This window comes from Arthrobacter sp. CJL-S3 (assembly GCF_056711635.1).
The window spans coordinates 853,471-871,183 of record NZ_CM160046.1; the positions used below are offsets into that span (position 1 = coordinate 853,471).

Sequence of the window (17,713 nt, forward strand, 5' to 3'; positions counted from 1 at the left end):
TATTGGCAGCCGACGTATTAGCTAACCGGCGGTCTGTTCCTCGGAAACGGACAGCAGGTGGCGCAGGAGAGCCTTCTCCGGCTGGCCGGGGTTGTTGGCGACGTGCCAGCTCAGCCGGTCGCGGACCTGAGCCTCGTCAGGGCTGGTATCGGAGAGGATCGCATCAATGATCGCGGATACCTGCCGGCGCAGCGGGCCGAGATCGGGATCGAGATGGTGGGCCCGGTCGGCCTCGGGGGACCGCCGGTGCTCCGGCGGCCGTGACTCGGGGGACGACTTTGACGGCCGAGTTGCAGGCGACGTGGTGGACCTCAGCAAGTGCGGCATCTGGCGCTCTCCCGTGGAGTAGAAGTACGAGTAAATGCGGACTCGATAGAGTCCTTGTCCCCAGATTCGGATATTACCCGAGACAGACCACTCTGTCCCGGAGCGTTGAAATGTTTTTTATGGGCGCTGCAGGGACGTGCAGAAACGACGACGGAGAGCGACCTTAGGGAGCCGGAAGGAGGCCGGCCTATGCGGTCTTTCCCTGCAGGAAGTCATCCAGGTGCTGCTCCAGCGCGGAAACATCCTTGAGCTCGCACTCCCAGACGGTGAGCACTTCCCAGCCCGAGTGCTCCAGCTGACGGCGTTGTTCAGCGTCGCGGGTCCGTGTCCGGGTGCGCTTGGTTTCCCAGAACTCCGCGTTGGCCTTGGGCGCGTGCTGTCCGGCCCGGCAGTCATGGAAATGCCAGAAGCAGCCGTTCACGAAGATCACCTTGTGGCGACCGGCGAAGACCAGATCCGGGTTGCCCGGGAGCCTTCCCCCGCGGGCAGTGCCGTGCAGTCGGTAACGGTAGCCCTTGGCGTGGAGCAACCTGCGGACCAGCAGCTCAGGCTTGGTGTTCTTCCCGCGGATGCGGGACATGTTCCAGCTGCGCCGCTCCGGGGTCAGCTTGTCCGCCATGAATTAAGTCTAGGCGGCGCGTGCCGCCGCCGAGCGGCTGCTAGATCTCACGCTCGGGATGCTCGCCAAACTGGAAATGGCGCCCGCTGACAGCGGTGGGCTGAATTTCGACGTAGAAGTCCTTCAGGGTCGGCACCCACGGCTTGAGCCCCAGGGCTTCTGCCGCTGCGATGTCGGCGGACTGGTCAAGGACTCGGGCCGTGCCGCGCAGGACAACTGACCAGGCCTCGTCGGAGAGGATGCCGTCGGTTTCGAACAGCACTTTGGCATTAATGGTCAGCTCAGCGAGTTTGTTGCCGGGTGCGGTCCGGAGGTAGAGCTTCCGGCCGTTCACGGCGTAGTTCACCGGGAAGATATCGGGTTCGCCGCCAACGATGACCACGAGCCTGCCGTGTTTGGTGCCCTCAATCAGCTTCCAGCTCTGATCGTCATCAAGTACGAGGATGGGGTTTTCGTCTGCATGTTCGAACATCATGGCTTCATTGTTCTGGGCGGTGTAGAAAAACGCCAGAGGCGTCGGCGGGAAAGTCGGCGTGTGTCGGCCGGGGCCGGTGCCGGGCCTGTCTATTCGGAGCGTCGGCTCGGTGCGATCCAGGGCCCCTGTGGATAACCAAGGTGCCCCAAATGTGGTGTCAGTTACCCTTAGAGCATTGATTGGCTTCAGGCGTCTTGATTTCTATCGGGGGAGTAGCTGACCATGACATCTCGCACTTCAATCTTCGACCGCCGCAGACGCATTTTCGCCGCCGCGGTTGCCCTCAGCCTGTTGCCAGTCACAGCCTGCACCGGCGGGGGGACGACGCCAGGCGCAACGGCCGCACCTGAGTCCTCAAGCCCGACGGCGTCGCCGACACAGACGGCCACCCCCACGCCAACGGCGAGCTATAAACCGGCCGATGCCTCGGGCAAGGCCCAGAACGTGCCAATTCCAGTGCTGCCGGAAGCTGCGAAGGCGGAGACGAAGGAAGGTGCAATCGCCTTCGCGAAGCACTGGTATGAGGCTCTGAACTACGCCTATCAAACCGGAGATTTCGTGCCCTTAGATGCGGTAACGGGTGCTGGATGTCGTATGTGTGCGAAGGTTCGCCCCGGCATAGTTGAATGGAACTCGGAGGGCCGTTGGATTGCCGGAGGTCTTGTGACGGTCAAAGGGGCCTTCACGGAATTCGTGAAGACCGCTGACGGCCACTATCAAGTCACTACACAGCTGGAACAACCTGGCGGGTCCCTTCACCGGGCAGATTCCAGCATCGAAAAGTCCGTGGCTGCCTCTCAAGTTCTTGCCGACATAATGACCATTCGTTTCATAGATGGCGGGTGGAAAGCAGCGGACGTCGATCGGCTCGGTGGATGAAAAGAGACCATGGTCTCCGTAGCTCTCTCGGGCACTCCCTAAAGATCCTGGTAGCAGTCATTCTGATTTCGTTGTCCGGCGGAGCTCCCGCTGTCGCCGACACATCGGACGTGTTCTGGAACTCGACTGGCGTTGGCGTTTGGCGCTACGACGCGTCTCTCAAAGTCTGGGTGGACGCGCCCAACGCCGTCCCTGAGAGCCCATACCAATACCGGTTCGATTACCTGTGCTTGGTGGACAATAATTCCTTCGATGTCGACTGTCTCGCCGCGGCGACAGAGTGCAGTGCGGGTGAAAACGGACGCCCCGTCAGGTGGTGGTGGAAGTTGGTGGTGGCGGGACCAAACGATTGGAGCCGGATCGCCCCTGACCGCTGCGTGTATTCCGAGAAACCGGACGACGTGCTGGGTAAGATCGCCGCTCAAATTCAGACGAAGTTTCAGCAGCTTCCCGTGAATGCAGGAAACTCGGTGATGCAACCGAGTCCGCACACGCTCAGAGGCGCCGAGACTAACTTCTATGCGGAGGCCTCTGAGCAAGCATTCACGGTAGAAATGCTCGGCCAGAGTGTCTCAATCGTCGCCAAACCCGTCCAGTACACCTGGAGCTACGGCGACGGTACCTCGCTGGGGCCGCAGACGGCGGCCGGCGGACCGCTCCCGCAGGACCGCTGGGGCGAGAAGACCTCCACCAGCCACGTCTACACCCAGACGGGCGATTTCTCGGTGGTGCTGACGACCCATTTCCAGGGCACCTACTCGGTCAATGGCGGGCCGCCGCTGCCCATCCCGGGGCAAGGGCAATTCAGTTCGCCGCCGCAGACCGTCAGCGTCTGGCGCTCCATCACGCGCAACTACGCCGACGACTGCCTCCGCAACCCGCAGGGCCAAGGCTGCCCCGGCGTCGTACCTCCTGCCCCCTAGCGTCGAGCCGGGCCGTCGGCAGAAGCAAGGGACACCAATGCAATGGGAGCTACGCCCGCAGCTCCCGGTCGAGCCGTTCCATCCGTGCGCTGACCAGCTGACAGCGGGGATCCTGGGGACCCAGCAGTGTGGCCGCCGTGGCCGCTGCCGCAGTGTCCCAGGAGCCCATGTCGCTGCTGCACCACTGAAGCATCAACCCGGCGTCACCGCTGGCCCGGACGGAGGCGCCGACGGCTTCATTGAGTTCGTCGCGCATAAACCCGACCGCGAGGTTGGTCGAACGGTTGAGGAATTTGGCCCGGTACGCCGCGAAGGCCTCGGCGACCCGGCCGTCCCGCAAATGGCCAGCCACCTGTGCGGCATCCGTGACCACCCTGACGGCCGACGAGAACCGGTAGGGGTTCGCTTCCACGACGTTGCCCAGGATGCTGCGTATCCGGTGCATCTCGGTCCGGATCGCGGCAGCGGTGCCCGCGTCGCCGTGGATCTCGTAGGCCAGTTCATCGGCGCTCCAGCCCTGGGTCCGGGACGCCAGCAGGGCCAGGATCTCGGCCCGGCGCAGTGTCAGCGGGCGAGGGGGGCCGCCGTCGAGCGCCGCGGACGGCGCGTCCCCCAGCAGCCGCAGCGTCAGCTGCGACCGGACCCCGGCCTCGGAGCGCCCCGCAGCAGCAGACGCCGCAGCCTGTCCGCTCCTGGGGCCGGCCCAGCCGGCGGGGTGGCGGATTTCAGCAGCTCCTCAGCCAGCCGCACGCCGCAGCGCACCAGCCGCAGGCTGTCCGGCGTGACGGATTCGAACGGGCCGGAAACGTCCAGGACGCCGATGACTTCCCCTGTCAGAGGGTCGCGGATGGGGGAGGCCGTGCAGGCCCAGTCGTGGTGTGTGCGCACCAGGTGCTCGGCCGAGAAGAGCTGAGCGGGGGCGCCCGTCACAAGGGCTTCGCTGATGGCGTTGGTGCCAACGCCCGATTCGGACCAGTCGGCCCCCTCCACGAACTCCAGGGAGTCCGCGAGTTTCAACGCCTGTTTGCTGCCGACGCGCCACAGCACTTCGCCCTCGTGATCGGTCACGATCAGCAGGTGGCGCCCGGTCGCGGTCTCATCGGCCAGCAACTGGGACAGCGCCGGCATCACGGCGGCCAGCCGGTGGCCGGCACTGAGCGAGCGCGCCTCGGAGACTTCATGCCGGTGGATCGGACGGTGCTGGTCCGGATTGATGCCCAGCGCGAGGGAACGCTGCCAGGACTTGACCAGGGACGGCGACAAATGCGGATTCGGAGTGCCGGAAACCGTGGCCTCGTGCGCCTTCCGCAGGGCGCGAGCGTACTCCGCGGGAGCCGAAAACCTCAGGTCAGAGAGCTGCGTGATGGAGCGACTCCCATGCCGCATGCTCATTGTTCCAACTCGCCCTCGAATCGTCGCACCCGGCCAGCTGCCGCCCTCCCGGCCGGCAGAGGCGCGGGCCCGGAGCTTGAGAGCCCTGTGTAACCCGATTGTAACCCCCGGCGGACTTTACTTGTGATGCGGGTCACGGCATGGACTGGACGTCATGCAACGGGACCGGCCCACAGTTAGCAACGGAAAGAGGAAACATGCCTGAGACTCCAAACGGCGTGGTCGGGGCGTGGCTGGCGCGGTTCGATGAGGCGCTGCGCAGCCACAACACGGACGACGCGCTTGAGCTATTCGACGACGATTCGTACTGGCGCGACTTCGTCTCCTTCACCTGGAACCTCAAGACCCTGGAGGGAAAGGAGGACATCCGGCGGATGCTGGACGCGACCCTTGACGACGTGCAGCCCAGCAACTGGACCCTGGCCGAGGACGCCACCGGCGACGCTGCCAACGCCGAGGCGTGGGTGAACTTCGAGACCGCCCAGGCCCGCGGTCACGCCCATCTGCGGCTCCGCAACGGCAAATGCTGGACCATGCTCACCACCATGCAGGAGCTCAAGGGCTTTGAGGAAAAGAAGGGGGCCAACCGGGAGAAAGGCGTCGCCCACGAGATCACCAAGGGACGCAAATCCTGGCTGGAGCTGAAGGAAGAGCAGGAAGCCCGGCTCGGCTACGAGGACCAGCCGTACACCGTCATCATCGGCGGCGGCCAGGGCGGGATCGGGCTGGGGGCGCGGCTGCGCCGGCTCGGCGTGCCCACCATCATCATCGAGAAGAACGACCGCCCCGGCGACTCCTGGCGCAACCGCTACAAGTCCCTGCACCTCCACGACCCGGTCTGGTATGACCACCTGCCCTACATCAAGTTCCCGGACGACTGGCCGGTGTTCGCGGCCAAGGACAAGATCGGCGACTGGCTGGAAAACTACACGCGGATCATGGAACTGAACTACTGGTCCAAGACCGAATGCACCAACGCCCGCTTCGACGAAGCCTCGCAGGAGTGGGTCGTCGAGGTAGTGCGCGACGGCGAACCGGTCACCTTGCGCCCCAAGCAGCTCGTCTTCGCCCTGGGGGTCTCGGGGTATCCCAGCGTTCCCGCGTTCGACGGCGCCGACTCCTTCCTGGGGGAGCAGTACCACTCGTCCAAGCACCCGGGCGGCGGGGACTGGACCGGGAAGAAGGCCGTGGTCATCGGCTCCAACAACTCGGCCCATGATATCTGCGCCGATCTCTGGGAGCACGGCGCGGATGTCACCATGGTCCAGCGGTCCTCCACCCACATCGCCCGCAGCGAATCCCTCATGGACCTGGCCCTGGGCGGCCTGTACTCCGAGAAGGCGCTCGCCAACGGGGTCACCACGGAGAAGGCCGACCTGCTGTTCGCCTCGCTGCCGTACCGGATCCTGCCCGCAGCCCAGATCCCGGTGTACGCGGAGATGGCCGAGCGGGACGCCGAGTTCTACTCCCAGCTTGAGGCCGCCGGCTTCGATCTGGACTTCGGCGTGGACGGCTCCGGGCTGTTCCTCAAGTACCTGCGGCGTGGCTCCGGCTACTACATCGACGTCGGCGCCTCGCAGCTGATCATCGACGGCCGGGTCAAGCTCGCCAACGGCGAGGTCGGCAAGATCACCGGGAACGCCGTCGTCATGGCCAACGGGGCGGAGCTGGAGGCGGACGCCATCATCTACGCCACCGGTTACGGGTCCATGAACGGCTGGCTGGCCGATCTGGTCTCACCCGAGGTCGCCGACGCCGTCGGGAAGTGCTGGGGCTTCGGCTCCGACACTCCCAAGGACCCGGGGCCGTGGGAGGGCGAACTGCGCAACATGTGGAAGCCCACGAATGTGGACAACCTGTGGATCCACGGCGGCAATCTGCACCAAAGCCGCCACTACTCCAACTATCTGGCGCTGCAGCTCAAGGCCAGGATGGAAGGGCTGCCGACGCCGGTCTTTGAACGACAGCCCACGCACCACACGCGCTGACCCGGACGGGCCGTGACAATCACAGCCCCGGGAACCACACTGGGGTGACGGCCTCCTTGTGACAATCCAACGACATGCCGTGGATGCGCCTGACCGGGCGCATCCACGGCCCGTAATGCGAAGGAAAACACCATGAAAGCTGCACGATTCCACGCCCGTGAGGACCTCCGGATCGAAGACGTTCCGGCGCCGGAGCTGCGCCCCGGAGCGGTGAAGATCGCCGTCGCCTGGTGCGGGATCTGCGGGACTGACCTCCACGAGTTCCTGGAAGGGCCGATCTTTACGCCGCCGCCCGGCCACCCCCACCCGATTTCCCACGAGGAAGCACCGGTCACCCTGGGGCATGAATTCTCCGGCACGGTCGAGGAACTGGGGGAGGGAGTGACCGGGCTCGCCGTCGGAGACAGCGTCGTGGTGGAACCCTATATCGTCTGCAACGAATGCGGCCCGTGCCTCAGCGGCCACTACAACCTGTGCACCAAGCTGGGCTTCATCGGCCTGGCCGGCGGCGGCGGGGGCCTGAGTGAGACGGTCGTCGTCGACACCCGGTGGGTCCACCCCGTCGGCGACATCCCGCTGGACGAAGCCGCCCTCATCGAACCCCTCGCGGTGGCCTATCACGCCGTCGGCCGGAGTGACGTCAAGGCCGGGGACATCGCCGTCGTCGGCGGTGCGGGTCCCATTGGCCTGCTCACCGCGGCTGTCCTCAAGGGCCTGGGAGTCACCACGATCGTCACCGAGCTGTCCGCGGCCCGGAAGGACAAGGCGGTTTCCTCGGGCGTGGCAGACCATGTGCTGGACCCGAGCTCGGATGACGTCAAGGCGCGGGTGCTGGAACTGACCGCCGGTGCGGGGGCGGATGCAGCCTTTGAATGTGCCGGCGTGAATGCCGTGCTGGACACGATGCTCGACGTCGTCAAGCCGGCCGGTGTCGTGGTCAACGTCTCGATCTGGGGACGTCCGGCCACCGTGGACATGCAGAAGGTCGTCCTGAAGGAAATCGACCTGCGCGGCACCATCGCCTACTGCGGTGATCACGCGGCCGCGATCAAGCTCGTCCAGGAGGGAAAGGTCGACCTGAAACCCTTCATCACGGGACGGATCGGCCTGGATGATCTCGTGGACAAGGGCTTCGACACCCTGATCCACCACAACGACACCGCGGTCAAGATCATCGTCCACCCGTAGTGATCCGGGTCTCACCCGGAATAGTTGCAGACGCTCCGCAGTTGCAGCCAGTGAACCCAATCCCTGGTGAAAGGAACTGCGCATGCTGTTTTCCCCGATGACTCTCGGCGAGCTGGAACTGCCCAACCGACTTGTGATGGCGCCGCTGACCCGCGTCCGCTCCGGCAAGGAGGGCATTCCCGGCCCGCTGGTTGTCGAGCACTACCGGCAGCGGGCATCCCTCGGCCTAATCGTCAGTGAGGGCACGTATCCCAGCCCCGCCGGCCGGGGGTTCCCGGGCCAGCCCGGCCTGGTCACCGAGGAACAGCTCAAGGGCTGGGCCGATGTCACCGCTGCCGTGCACGCCGAGGGCGGCCGCATCTTCGCCCAGGTCATGCACGCCGGACGCGTCACGCACGAAGACACGAACGGCGGCCACCGGGTGGTGGCGCCCAGCGCCATCGCGATCGACGGCGAGACCCGCACCTACGAGGGGAAGAAGCCGTTCCCCGTTCCGCACGCCCTGACCGCCGAGGAACTGCCGGGCATCGTCCAGGAGTTCGTTACCGCGTCCCGCAATGCGATCGGTGCCGGGTTCGACGGCGTCGAGCTGCACTCTGCTAACGGGTACCTGCTGCACGAATTCCTGGCACCGTCCGCCAACCAGCGCGACGACGTCTACGGCGGCTCGCCCGCGAACCGGGCGCGCTTCGTCATTGAAGTGACCCGGGCCGTGGTGGACGCGATCGGCGCCGACCGGGTCGGCATCCGCATCTCACCCGAGCACAACGTCCAGGGCGCCACCGAACTTGACGCGGCGGATGTCAACGAGACCTACAAGGTTCTGGTGGATGCCCTGGCGCCCCTGAAGCTGGCCTACCTGAGCGTGCTGCACAAGGATCCGACCACCAGTGGGCTAGTGCAGGACCTGCGCACCCGGTTCGGCGGAACCTTCCTGCTGAACTCGGGCTTCGGCGTCATCACCACCCGCGAGGAAGCCAGGACTCTGGTCGCGGACGGCCACGCGGACGCCGTCGTCGTCGGACGCCCGGCCATCGCCAACCCGGACCTGGTCCGCCGCTGGCGTGAGGGACTGCCGGTCAACGAGCCGGACCCGTCCACCTTCTACAGCGACGGCGCCGAGGGCTACACGGACTACCCGGCCTACCAGAACTAGCACCGGCCGGCGGCACCCCGCCGCCGCCGCTGGACATGTCCCGTCTTGGGACGCAGCTCCACCGGACATGTCCCCCCGCCGCCACGAACAGTGGGCAGAATGCCATTCTGCCCACTGTTCGTGCTTAAGGATGGGCATGTCCCGCGGCGGCGTGGGTGAAGAGTGGGCATGTCCCTTGGCCGAGAGGGTACAACACCCCCGATCCGGCCCCGAGGGCACAGTAAAGACCCATGCAACGGCCAGTCCTATAGGATTTGATCATGCAACCAGCTTCATCCGGGAGCCGGCCCGAGGCCCGCCCCGCGGGCCGTCCCGTCAGCCGCCAGGTCCTGGCTGATCACGTTTACGAAGAGCTCCTGGCATCACTCATGGACGGGCGGCTTGAGCCCGGAGCCGCGGTGAGCATCGACGGCACCGCCCGGGAACTTGATGTGTCGCCGACGCCGGTCCGGGAAGCGCTGGCACGGCTGGAGCACACCGGTATGGTGCGGCGAGTGGCACTCAAGGGCTACCGGGTTGCTCCCATGTTCACCAGGGAAGACTTCGCTGAGCTCATGGAGGCACGCCTGGCGATTGAGCCCGTCAATGCCCGCCTCGCCTGCGGCCGGTTGACACCAGGGCGGCTTGCTGAACTGGGGCAGGCGGTTGCTGACCTCAAAACCGCACCGCGAGGGCCGTCGTTCGCCGAGTACCGCGACTATCTGGAAGCGGACGAGAGGTTCCACCGGCTGATCGCGGAATTTACCGGCAACCAGTTCATGGTCGCCGCCTATGGGGCCCTCGGGGGGCAAGTTCAACGTTTCCGCCTCTTCGGGGGCGTGGGCATCACCGATGCCGAAAATGCCATTGCCGAGCACCAGGCCGTCCTGGACGCTTTCGCGTCGGGTGACCCGGAGCAAGCCGCGCTTGCGATGGCGGACCACGTGCAAAAGGTGCGGGGCCGGGCCATCGCCGACGCCCCGGCCGGCTGATCCAGGCCTGATTCCGGGGTGAAGCCGGTCTGACATCGGCCGGATCCACCGTCCGTCTGGCCAGGCCGTTTCTCTAGAGTGCCTCGGGGTCTTCCCCTCCCGGAAAACGTCCTATAGGATCTTCGATTGTTGCCAAGAGCCCGGGATGTGATCTTGACAACACCCTTTAGATAGTAGATCCTATAGGAAACAGGATTCCACGAAGGAGTGAACCCATGGCCTACACAGCCGAAAACTGGCCCATCACGGCAGCCCTGCTTCAGTTCCTGGGCACCGACGCCGCGGGAACCGAGATCAACGACGCCGAGGCCTCCGCCTGGGCCGAGGTCCTTACCGAAGTCAAAGACGCGGGATTCGCCAACGCGGACCTCACTGACAGCTGGGTCCGCCCCGGTGACCTCAGCCCCGCCCGCCTCGCCGAATTCAAGCAGACCGCCGCAAACGTCGGCATCGGCATCCCCGTCATCTCCGCCATCCGCCGCAGCGTCATCGAGGAAGGCAACTGGGAAGCGAACCTCGCGTACAGCCACCGCACCATCGATGCCGCCGCTGAGCTTGGCTGCGAGGTGGTCTCATTCGGGCTGCACCAGGCCATCACGGCGGAGCAGAAGAAGCAGCTCTGGTTCTGGACCGTCGAAGGCTACAAGGACCCGGTCGGGGACAAGGAAACCTGGGACAAGGCCGTGACCCGGCTGCGGGATCTCGGCCGGCACGCGGCCGACGTCGGCGTCCTGCTCTCCCTGGAAATGTACGAGGACACCTACCTCGGCACCGCGGATTCCTCCGTCCAGCTGGTCCAGGACATCGGACTGGCCAACGTCGGCCTCAATCCTGACATCGGCAACCTCATCCGGCTGCACCGCCCGATCGAGGACTGGCGCGAGATGGTCGCCAAGACCCTGCCTTACTCCAACTACTGGCACATGAAGAACTACATCCGCGACGAGGACGTCGCCCGCGACACCTACGTCGCGATGCCGGCTCCGATGGAAAGCGGCCTCATCAACTACCGCGAGGCGTTCAAGGTCGCGCTCTCCGTCGGCTTCCAGGGCATCCTCTGCACCGAGCACTACGGCGGCGACGGCCTGTCCGTCACGGCCAGCAACCAGGACTACCTCCGCCGCCAGGTCCTGCCCAAGACCGACGGCTACGCCCTGGGCAAGAGCCAGGTCGCGCAGGGCCGGCAGCAGCCCGCAGCCACGGCACTGGCCAGCCTCTGACCCAGCTTGGTGCGGCCGTCAAGCCATTTGGGGGGCGGCCGCACCAGGGGATTCCCCTCTCTTACTTCTCCAACACGGATTCAATGAGGAAACCATGACCCAGATCTTCGACAACCCCGCCGACTTCGCGGATGAAGCGTTGGACGGCTTTGTGGCAGCCAACCGCGGGTACGTGGCCCGCGTGGACGGCGGCGTCGTCCGTTCCACCGAGGTCCCGGCCGGGCAGGTCGCCCTCGTCGTCGGCGGCGGCTCCGGCCACTATCCGGCCTTCGCCGGACTCGTGGGACCCGGCCTGGCCGCGGGCTCGGCCTGCGGCAACATGTTCGCATCCCCCGCCGCCGGCCAGGTCTACCGGGTAGCCAAGGCCGCCAACGCCGGCGGAGGGGTCCTGCTGAGCTACGGCAACTACGCCGGGGACGTCCTGCACTTCGGCCAGGCCCAGTTGCGTCTGAACGCCGAAGGCATCCCGACCCGCACCGTCCTCGTCACGGACGACATCGCCAGCGCCCCGCTGGATCAGATTGAGAAGCGCCGCGGAATCGCCGGCGACCTGACCGTCTTCAAAATCGCCGGAGCCGCCGCCGAAGCCGGACTGGACCTGGACGGCGTCGAACGGCTGGCCATCCGGACGAACTACCGCACCCGCTCCCTCGGCGTGGCGTTCGGCGGCTGCACCCTGCCGGGAGCCGACGCGCCGCTGTTTTCCGTCCCCGCGGGACAGATGTCCCTGGGCCTGGGCATCCACGGCGAACCCGGAATCTCCGAGCACCCGATGCCCACGGCCTCGGAACTCGCCGAGCTGCTGGTCACCAAACTCCTCGCCGACAAGCCCCACGACGCCGGCAGCCGGGTCGTGGCGATCGTCAACGGCCTCGGCACCGTCAAGTACGACGAACTGTTCCTGCTCTTCGGAAAGATCGAAAAGCTGCTCCTCGCCGCCGGACTCACCGTCGTGGAACCCGAATGCGGCGAGCTCGTCACCAGCCTGGACATGTCCGGACTCTCCCTGACCCTGCTCTGGCTCGACGAGGAACTCGAGCAGTACTGGGCGGCCCCGGCCGACACCCCGGCGTTCCGCAAGGGCAACCTCGCACCCCGCGCCGCGCGCCAACTGGCCGCCGCGGACGCTGAAGTGGCATCCGCCGTCGAACGCCCCACCCCGGCCGCGGCAGAGCTCGGCCGGCAGGCCGTCGCAGTGCTCCGCCAGGTGCGGGACGTCGTCGTCGAACACGAGGAGGAACTGGGCCGGCTGGACGCGATCGCCGGGGACGGTGACCACGGCATCGGGATGCGCCGCGGCGTGGACGCAGCGGTCACCGCCGCTGAGCAGGCGGCCGCGGCCGACGGCGGCGCCTCGCCGGCGAGCGTCCTGACGTCCGCGGGGGAGGCCTGGAGCGAACGCGCCGGCGGTACCTCCGGAGCGCTCTGGGGATCCGCGGTCATCGCGGCCGGACTGGCACTGGGAAACCGGGACAGCTACAGCGGCGGCGACGCGGCGGCCACGGTCAGCGCCTTCGTCGACGCCATCACCGAACTCGGCAAGGCCGACGCAGGGGACAAGACCATGGTGGACGCGTTGCTGCCTTTCCGGGACACCTTCCTGCTGGCGCTCGACGGCGGTGCTACCGCCGCCGCCGCGCTCGCCGCTGCGGCGGCCGCCGCCCAGACCGCGGCCGACCGGACCGCGGAGCTCCGGCCGCTCAAGGGACGCGCCCGGCCGCTCGCGGAAAAGAGCCTCGGCCACCCCGATCCGGGAGCCGTGTCATTCGCCCTCATCGCAGCAAGGATTTCCGCACACACCGACAACCGGCTCGGCAACCCCGAACCGGCCAAACAAGGAGCACAGGCATGAGCACAGCAGCAGGCTGGCGCGTGATCGTCGGCAACGACGAAGCCGGCGTCGAATACAAGAACGCACTCAAGGCACTCCTGGAGGCCGACCCCCGCGTCGCGTCCGTGCAGGACATCGGCGTCGGCGCCAATGACGCCACCGCCTACCCCCACATTGCCGTTGACGCCGCGCGCAAAGTGGCCGAAGGCGAAGCCGACCGGGCCCTGTTGATCTGCGGCACGGGCCTGGGCGTGGCCATCGCCGCCAACAAGGTCCCCGGCATCCGTGCCGTCACCGCACACGACAGCTACTCGGTGGAACGGTCCGTGCTCAGCAACAACGCCCAGGTCCTCACCATGGGCCAGCGCGTCATCGGCCTGGAACTCGCCAAAAACCTCGTCACCCAGTGGCTGGGCCACCGCTTCGACGAAACCTCCTCCTCCGCCGCCAAGGTGGACGCCATCTGCTCCTATGAGCCCGACTACACGAAGGCAGTCTGATCATGACCGAATCAACCACCACCGCGGCCGCCATCAACGCCGCCCGCAAGATCGCCGTCGTCGGCTCCGGCTACATGGGCGGCGGGATCGCCCAGGTCCTGGCCCTCGGCGGTGCCCGGGTGGCACTGGCAGACGTGTCCGCCGAAGTGGCGCAGAAGAACTACGAGCGGCTGCTGACCGAATCCGACGAGTTCGTCGCCGCCGGTCTCTTCCCGGAAGGCTCCACCGCCATCCTGAAGGCGAACCTCTGGGCCGCCAAGGACATCGAGGAAGCTGTGGCCGACGCCGACTTCATCGAGGAAGCTGTCCCCGAAGTCATCGCCATCAAGCACCAGACCCTCGCCCGGATCAGCGCCGCCGCCCGCCCGGACGCCATCATCGGGTCCAACACCTCCACCATCTCCATCGCGGAGCTGTCCGAGCCCGTCGCCAACCCGGGCCGGTTCCTGGGCGTGCACTTCTCCAACCCCTCGCCGTTCATCCCCGGCGTGGAAATCATCCCCCACGCCGGCACCTCGGCGGCGACCATCGGCGCTGTCCGTGACCTCGTGCACGCCGCCGGCAAGCAGACCGCCGTCGTCAAGGACGTCACCGGCTTCGTGCTCAACCGGCTCCAGTACGCCCTGTTCCACGAGGCCGCCCAGCTGGTGGAGCAGGAGATCGCGACGGCGGAGGACATCGATACCCTGGTCCGCACGACCTTCGGCTTCCGGCTGCCGTTCTTCGGACCGTTCGCCATCGCCGACATGGCAGGACTGGACGTCTACAACTTCTGCTACAAGTCGTTGCAGACGGAATTCCCGGAGCGCTTTGCGACGCCGAAGGTCCTCAGCGACCTCGTGGAGGCCGGAAAGCTGGGCACCAAGACCGGTGCCGGCTTCCTCAACGTCCCCGCCGAGCGCACCCCGGAGCTCATCGCCTACAGGAACAAGGCGTACGTGGCCATGCAGAAGCTCATCGACGAGCTCGGCCCCGCCCCCATCAACTGAGCCCCTCCCTTTGACCCTTTCAGGAGCACTCCCATGAGCACTTTCCCGGCAGAACGCACCGCCATCATCACCGGCGCCGTCTCCGAGCGCGGCATCGGCCGCGCGACCGCCAACTACCTCGCGGCCCAGGGCTGGAATATCGGCATCATCGATCTCGACGACGCCCGGTGCAAGGCCGCGGCCAAGGAACTGGCGGCGGAGCACGGTGTCCAAGCCTTCGGCGCCGGCGCGAACGTCGGCGACGAGGCATCCGTCCGCGCCGCCATCGACGCGATCGAGGCCGAACTGCCGCAGATCGTCGCCCTGGCGAACGTGGCCGGCGTCAGCTCCCCGGTCCCGTACCTGGAACTCGACGCGGCCGAATGGGACCGGGTTCTCAGCATCAACCTCAACGGCGTCCACTACGCCACGCGCCGGGTCGCCGAATCCATGGTCAAGAACCGGATCGGCCGCATCGTCAACATCTCCTCCGTCTCCGCCCAGCGCGGCGGCGGCACCTTCTCCAAGACGCCGTACTCCGTGGCCAAGGCCGGTGTGATCGGGCTGACCCGCTCCACCGCCCGCGAACTCGGCGAGTACGACATCACGGTCAACGCGATCTCTCCGGGCCCCATCGACACCGACATCATGGGCGGCACCCTCAGCGAGGAACGCAAGGACGAACTCACCAAAGACCTCGTGGTGAACCGGGTGGGCTCCACCCGGGACATCGCGGCCGCCATCGCCTTCCTCATCAGCGAGGACGCCGGCTTCATCTCCGGCCAGACGCTGAATGTGGATGGCGGACTCTACATGCACTAGGGAAGAAGCACCGTGGCACAACGCAACAACACCCCGACCTCAGGGTTCGCGTCCTGGAGCAAGGGACGGAAGCTCTACCTCGCCGTCGGAATCCTTGCCTGCCTGGCCGGAATCATGATCATCGCCCTTTCACGCTAGAAGATTTCCGCTCCTGTTCTACCCACCTGATTCGCTCACCTGATTTACTCAACGAGGAGTTTTGATGTCCGTAGTAACAACGTCCACCAGGGACCTTCTGGAAACGCCGGTACTGAAATCGGCGATCTCCAAGGCGTCCCGCCGGCTTATGCCCATGCTGGTCATCCTCTACGTGGTCGCGTTCCTGGACCGCACGAACGTGGGCTTCGCCGAAGCCGCACTGGGTGTGGACAAGGGCATCACCGCCGGCGCCTACGCACTGGGTGCCGGAATCTTCTTCATCGGCTATGCGCTCTTCGAAATCCCCAGCAACCTGTTGCTGACGAAGTACGGTGCCAAGGTCTGGCTCGCCCGGATCGCCATCACCTGGGGCATCGTTTCGGCCTGCTTCGCGTTCGTCCAGGGCGAGACGTCGTTCATCATTCTGCGGTTCCTGCTCGGTGTCACCGAGGCCGGACTGTTCCCGGGCGTCATCATGTTCCTCGCCGCCTGGTTCCCCAACAAGGTCCGCGTCAAGATGTTCGCCATCTTCTACCTCGCGCAGCCCTTCTCGCAGATGATGGGCGCACCGCTGTCCGGCTGGCTCATCAACATCGGCGACCAGGTGCCCGGCGTCCAGGGCTGGCAGGTCATGTTCTTCGTTGAAGGCATGCTGGCGGTGGTCGCCGGTATCGCTGCGTTCTTCTTCCTCATCAACAGCCCGCAGGATGCCAAGTTCCTCACCAAGGACGAGAAGAAGGCACTCCTTGACGTCATGGCACTGGAGGACAGCGTCAAGGAGGAGACCGGTCCGCGCGGCGTGCTCGCCGCCATGAAGAACGGCAAGGTCTGGTACTTCACGGTCATCTACTTCTGCCTCCAGATCGCCGTCTACGGTGTGACGTTCTACCTGCCGCAGCAGGTGGCCCAGTTGACCGGACAGAAAGTCGGCTTCGCGGTGGGCATGATGGCCGCCATCCCGTGGTTCTTCGGCATCTTCGCCTGCTACTTCATTGGCAAGGCCGCCAACACGGTGGTCCGCCGCCGCAACTGGGGTACCGCACTGTTCGTCTCCACCGGCCTGTGCATCTTCGGCTCCGCGTGGGCGGGCGCCAACCAGCTGCCGGTGCTGGGCATCATCTTCATCACGCTGGCCGTCTGCAGCTTCCTGTCCATCGGTCCCATCGCCTGGTCCTTCCCGACGGCGTTCCTCACCGGCACGGCCGCGGCGGCGGGCATCGGCCTCATCAACTCGCTGGGTAACCTGGGCGGCTTTGTGGCTCCGATCCTGCGGACCTCGGTCAACCAGATGACCGCCTCGGACACCGGAACCATGGGCGTCTACGCTCTTGGTGTGCTCCCGTTCCTGGCCGCGGCCATGATGTTCGCGACCAGGCGGTTCAAGAACAAAGCGGACGAGCTTCTGGAGCAGGAGCCCTCCGTCCAGACCGGCGCACCCGGATCCAAGTAGAAAGCAACACCAATGCAGCAGCACCACCCCGGCCAGACCACCAGCGGCAGCATCCTGGTGGGCGTCAGCACCAAGATGTACCTGGGCTACCAGGACAGCCTGGACTGGCTGGGGCATCTGCGCCACGAAGTGGACACCCGTCCGGCCCTCGCGGCCGGGCGGGTTGTCCCGTTTGTGATTCCGTCGTTTCCGCTCCTGCCGGCGGCCGCCGGGCTTCTGCGCGGTTCGCCGCTGCTGCTTGGCGCGCAGAACTGCGGCTGGGCGGACGGGCCGTGGACCGGGGAAGTGGCCCCGTCCATGCTTGCCGAGCTTGGAGTCAGCCTCGTTGAAATAGGGCACGCGGAACGCCGCCGGCATTTCGGCGAAGACGACGCCATGATTGCCCGCAAAGTGAGGGCCGCTACTGACGCCGGGCTGACGCCGCTGCTCTGTGTGGGAGAGCCCGACGGCGGCAGTGCCGCTGCCGCCGCGGAATTTGTGTACCGCCAGATCCGGTCGGCCGTCGAGGGGGACTGGGCGCTCGCGGCCGGGATCGTCATCGCCTACGAACCCGTCTGGGCGATCGGTGCGGCGGAGCCCGCAGGCGCCGGCTACGTGTCCGACGTCGTCCGGCAGCTCAGGAGCCACCTCGCCGCCTCCGGACTGGAGGGTCTGCCGATCATCTACGGCGGCTCCGCCAAGCCGGGCCTGCTGCCACGGCTCGACGGCGTCTCCGGCCTCTTCCTGGGCCGGTTCGCCCACAACCCCGCGAACTTCGGCGCCGTGCTGGATGAGGCGCTCCTGTTGGATGAAGCACGCCAGACTGGCTGAAACACAGCCACGCTTCCCTGCTGGACATGTTCAGTTGCAGCCACGAACGGTGGGCA

General features: G+C 66.3%; 19 protein-coding genes. 14 read left to right on the forward strand and 5 right to left on the reverse strand.

What is annotated here, in order from left to right:
• Positions 1 to 21 precede the first annotated feature (21 nt).
• From AC06G6_RS03950 to AC06G6_RS03960, 3 genes are all read right to left on the reverse strand, one after another.
• A complete protein-coding gene (locus tag AC06G6_RS03950; protein WP_479826549.1) occupies positions 22 to 327 on the reverse strand; it encodes a hypothetical protein in 306 nt (101 codons plus the stop codon).
• A gap of 187 nt (positions 328 to 514) precedes the next feature.
• The gene (locus tag AC06G6_RS03955; RefSeq protein WP_479826551.1) at positions 515 to 946 is read right to left on the reverse strand and encodes a very short patch repair endonuclease; all 432 of its coding nucleotides are present in this window, start codon (positions 944 to 946) and stop codon (positions 515 to 517) included.
• A gap of 40 nt (positions 947 to 986) precedes the next feature.
• Positions 987 to 1,421 (reverse strand): pyridoxamine 5'-phosphate oxidase family protein, encoded by a 435-nt coding sequence (locus AC06G6_RS03960; protein WP_479826553.1) that lies wholly within the window; start codon positions 1,419 to 1,421, stop codon positions 987 to 989.
• Between the two features lie 222 nt (positions 1,422 to 1,643).
• On the opposite strand from AC06G6_RS03960, the gene AC06G6_RS03965 reads away from it, so the two are divergent.
• Both AC06G6_RS03965 and AC06G6_RS03970 read left to right on the forward strand, forming a co-directional pair.
• Entirely contained in the window at positions 1,644 to 2,300 is a 657-nt protein-coding gene (locus tag AC06G6_RS03965) for a DUF6318 family protein (protein ID WP_479826555.1), read from the forward strand.
• A 110-nt stretch (positions 2,301 to 2,410) separates the two neighbouring features.
• Positions 2,411 to 3,223, forward strand: a complete 813-nt coding sequence (locus AC06G6_RS03970) for a PKD domain-containing protein (protein ID WP_479826557.1) — start codon at positions 2,411 to 2,413, stop codon at positions 3,221 to 3,223.
• 49 nt (positions 3,224 to 3,272) lie between these two features.
• On the opposite strand, the gene AC06G6_RS03975 is transcribed toward AC06G6_RS03970, so the two are convergent.
• Positions 3,273 to 3,668, reverse strand: coding sequence for a hypothetical protein (locus tag AC06G6_RS03975; protein WP_479826559.1), 396 nt, complete (start codon positions 3,666 to 3,668; stop codon positions 3,273 to 3,275).
• Positions 3,669 to 3,850: 182 nt separating this feature from the next.
• On the reverse strand, positions 3,851 to 4,615 hold the full coding sequence (locus AC06G6_RS03980; protein WP_479826561.1) for a GAF domain-containing protein: 765 nt from the start codon (positions 4,613 to 4,615) through the stop codon (positions 3,851 to 3,853).
• 197 nt (positions 4,616 to 4,812) lie between these two features.
• Here AC06G6_RS03980 and AC06G6_RS03985 point away from each other — a divergent pair, with 197 nt between their 5' ends.
• The 12 genes from AC06G6_RS03985 (at position 4,813) to AC06G6_RS04040 (ending at position 17,657) form a co-directional block, all read left to right on the forward strand.
• Entirely contained in the window at positions 4,813 to 6,603 is a 1,791-nt protein-coding gene (locus AC06G6_RS03985; protein ID WP_479826563.1) for an NAD(P)-binding domain-containing protein, read from the forward strand.
• A gap of 132 nt (positions 6,604 to 6,735) precedes the next feature.
• Positions 6,736 to 7,791 (forward strand): 2,3-butanediol dehydrogenase, encoded by a 1,056-nt coding sequence (locus tag AC06G6_RS03990; protein ID WP_479826565.1) that lies wholly within the window; start codon positions 6,736 to 6,738, stop codon positions 7,789 to 7,791.
• An 82-nt stretch (positions 7,792 to 7,873) separates the two neighbouring features.
• Entirely contained in the window at positions 7,874 to 8,947 is a 1,074-nt protein-coding gene (locus AC06G6_RS03995; RefSeq protein WP_479826567.1) for an alkene reductase, read from the forward strand.
• A 260-nt stretch (positions 8,948 to 9,207) separates the two neighbouring features.
• Positions 9,208 to 9,918 (forward strand): GntR family transcriptional regulator, encoded by a 711-nt coding sequence (locus tag AC06G6_RS04000; protein WP_479826569.1) that lies wholly within the window; start codon positions 9,208 to 9,210, stop codon positions 9,916 to 9,918.
• A 215-nt stretch (positions 9,919 to 10,133) separates the two neighbouring features.
• The gene (locus tag AC06G6_RS04005) at positions 10,134 to 11,138 is read left to right on the forward strand and encodes a sugar phosphate isomerase/epimerase family protein (protein WP_479826571.1); all 1,005 of its coding nucleotides are present in this window, start codon (positions 10,134 to 10,136) and stop codon (positions 11,136 to 11,138) included.
• A 94-nt stretch (positions 11,139 to 11,232) separates the two neighbouring features.
• Positions 11,233 to 12,990, forward strand: coding sequence for a dihydroxyacetone kinase subunit DhaL (gene dhaL / locus AC06G6_RS04010; RefSeq protein WP_479826574.1), 1,758 nt, complete (start codon positions 11,233 to 11,235; stop codon positions 12,988 to 12,990).
• On the forward strand, positions 12,987 to 13,469 hold the full coding sequence (locus AC06G6_RS04015) for a ribose-5-phosphate isomerase (RefSeq protein ID WP_479826576.1): 483 nt from the start codon (positions 12,987 to 12,989) through the stop codon (positions 13,467 to 13,469). Before dhaL ends, AC06G6_RS04015 begins: the two co-directional genes overlap by 4 nt.
• 2 nt (positions 13,470 to 13,471) lie before the next feature.
• The gene (locus AC06G6_RS04020) at positions 13,472 to 14,458 is read left to right on the forward strand and encodes a 3-hydroxyacyl-CoA dehydrogenase family protein (protein WP_479826578.1); all 987 of its coding nucleotides are present in this window, start codon (positions 13,472 to 13,474) and stop codon (positions 14,456 to 14,458) included.
• Between the two features lie 33 nt (positions 14,459 to 14,491).
• Positions 14,492 to 15,259: an SDR family NAD(P)-dependent oxidoreductase gene (locus AC06G6_RS04025; protein ID WP_479826580.1), complete on the forward strand. Its 768-nt coding sequence runs from the start codon at positions 14,492 to 14,494 to the stop codon at positions 15,257 to 15,259.
• Between the two features lie 12 nt (positions 15,260 to 15,271).
• Positions 15,272 to 15,397 (forward strand): hypothetical protein, encoded by a 126-nt coding sequence (locus AC06G6_RS04030; protein WP_307463754.1) that lies wholly within the window; start codon positions 15,272 to 15,274, stop codon positions 15,395 to 15,397.
• 64 nt (positions 15,398 to 15,461) lie between these two features.
• Positions 15,462 to 16,847 carry an MFS transporter gene (locus AC06G6_RS04035; RefSeq protein WP_479826582.1) on the forward strand — a complete coding sequence of 462 codons (1,386 nt, stop codon included), beginning with the start codon at positions 15,462 to 15,464 and terminating at the stop codon, positions 16,845 to 16,847.
• Between the two features lie 12 nt (positions 16,848 to 16,859).
• Positions 16,860 to 17,657: a triose-phosphate isomerase family protein gene (locus tag AC06G6_RS04040; RefSeq protein WP_479826584.1), complete on the forward strand. Its 798-nt coding sequence runs from the start codon at positions 16,860 to 16,862 to the stop codon at positions 17,655 to 17,657.
• Positions 17,658 to 17,713: the final 56 nt, after the last annotated feature.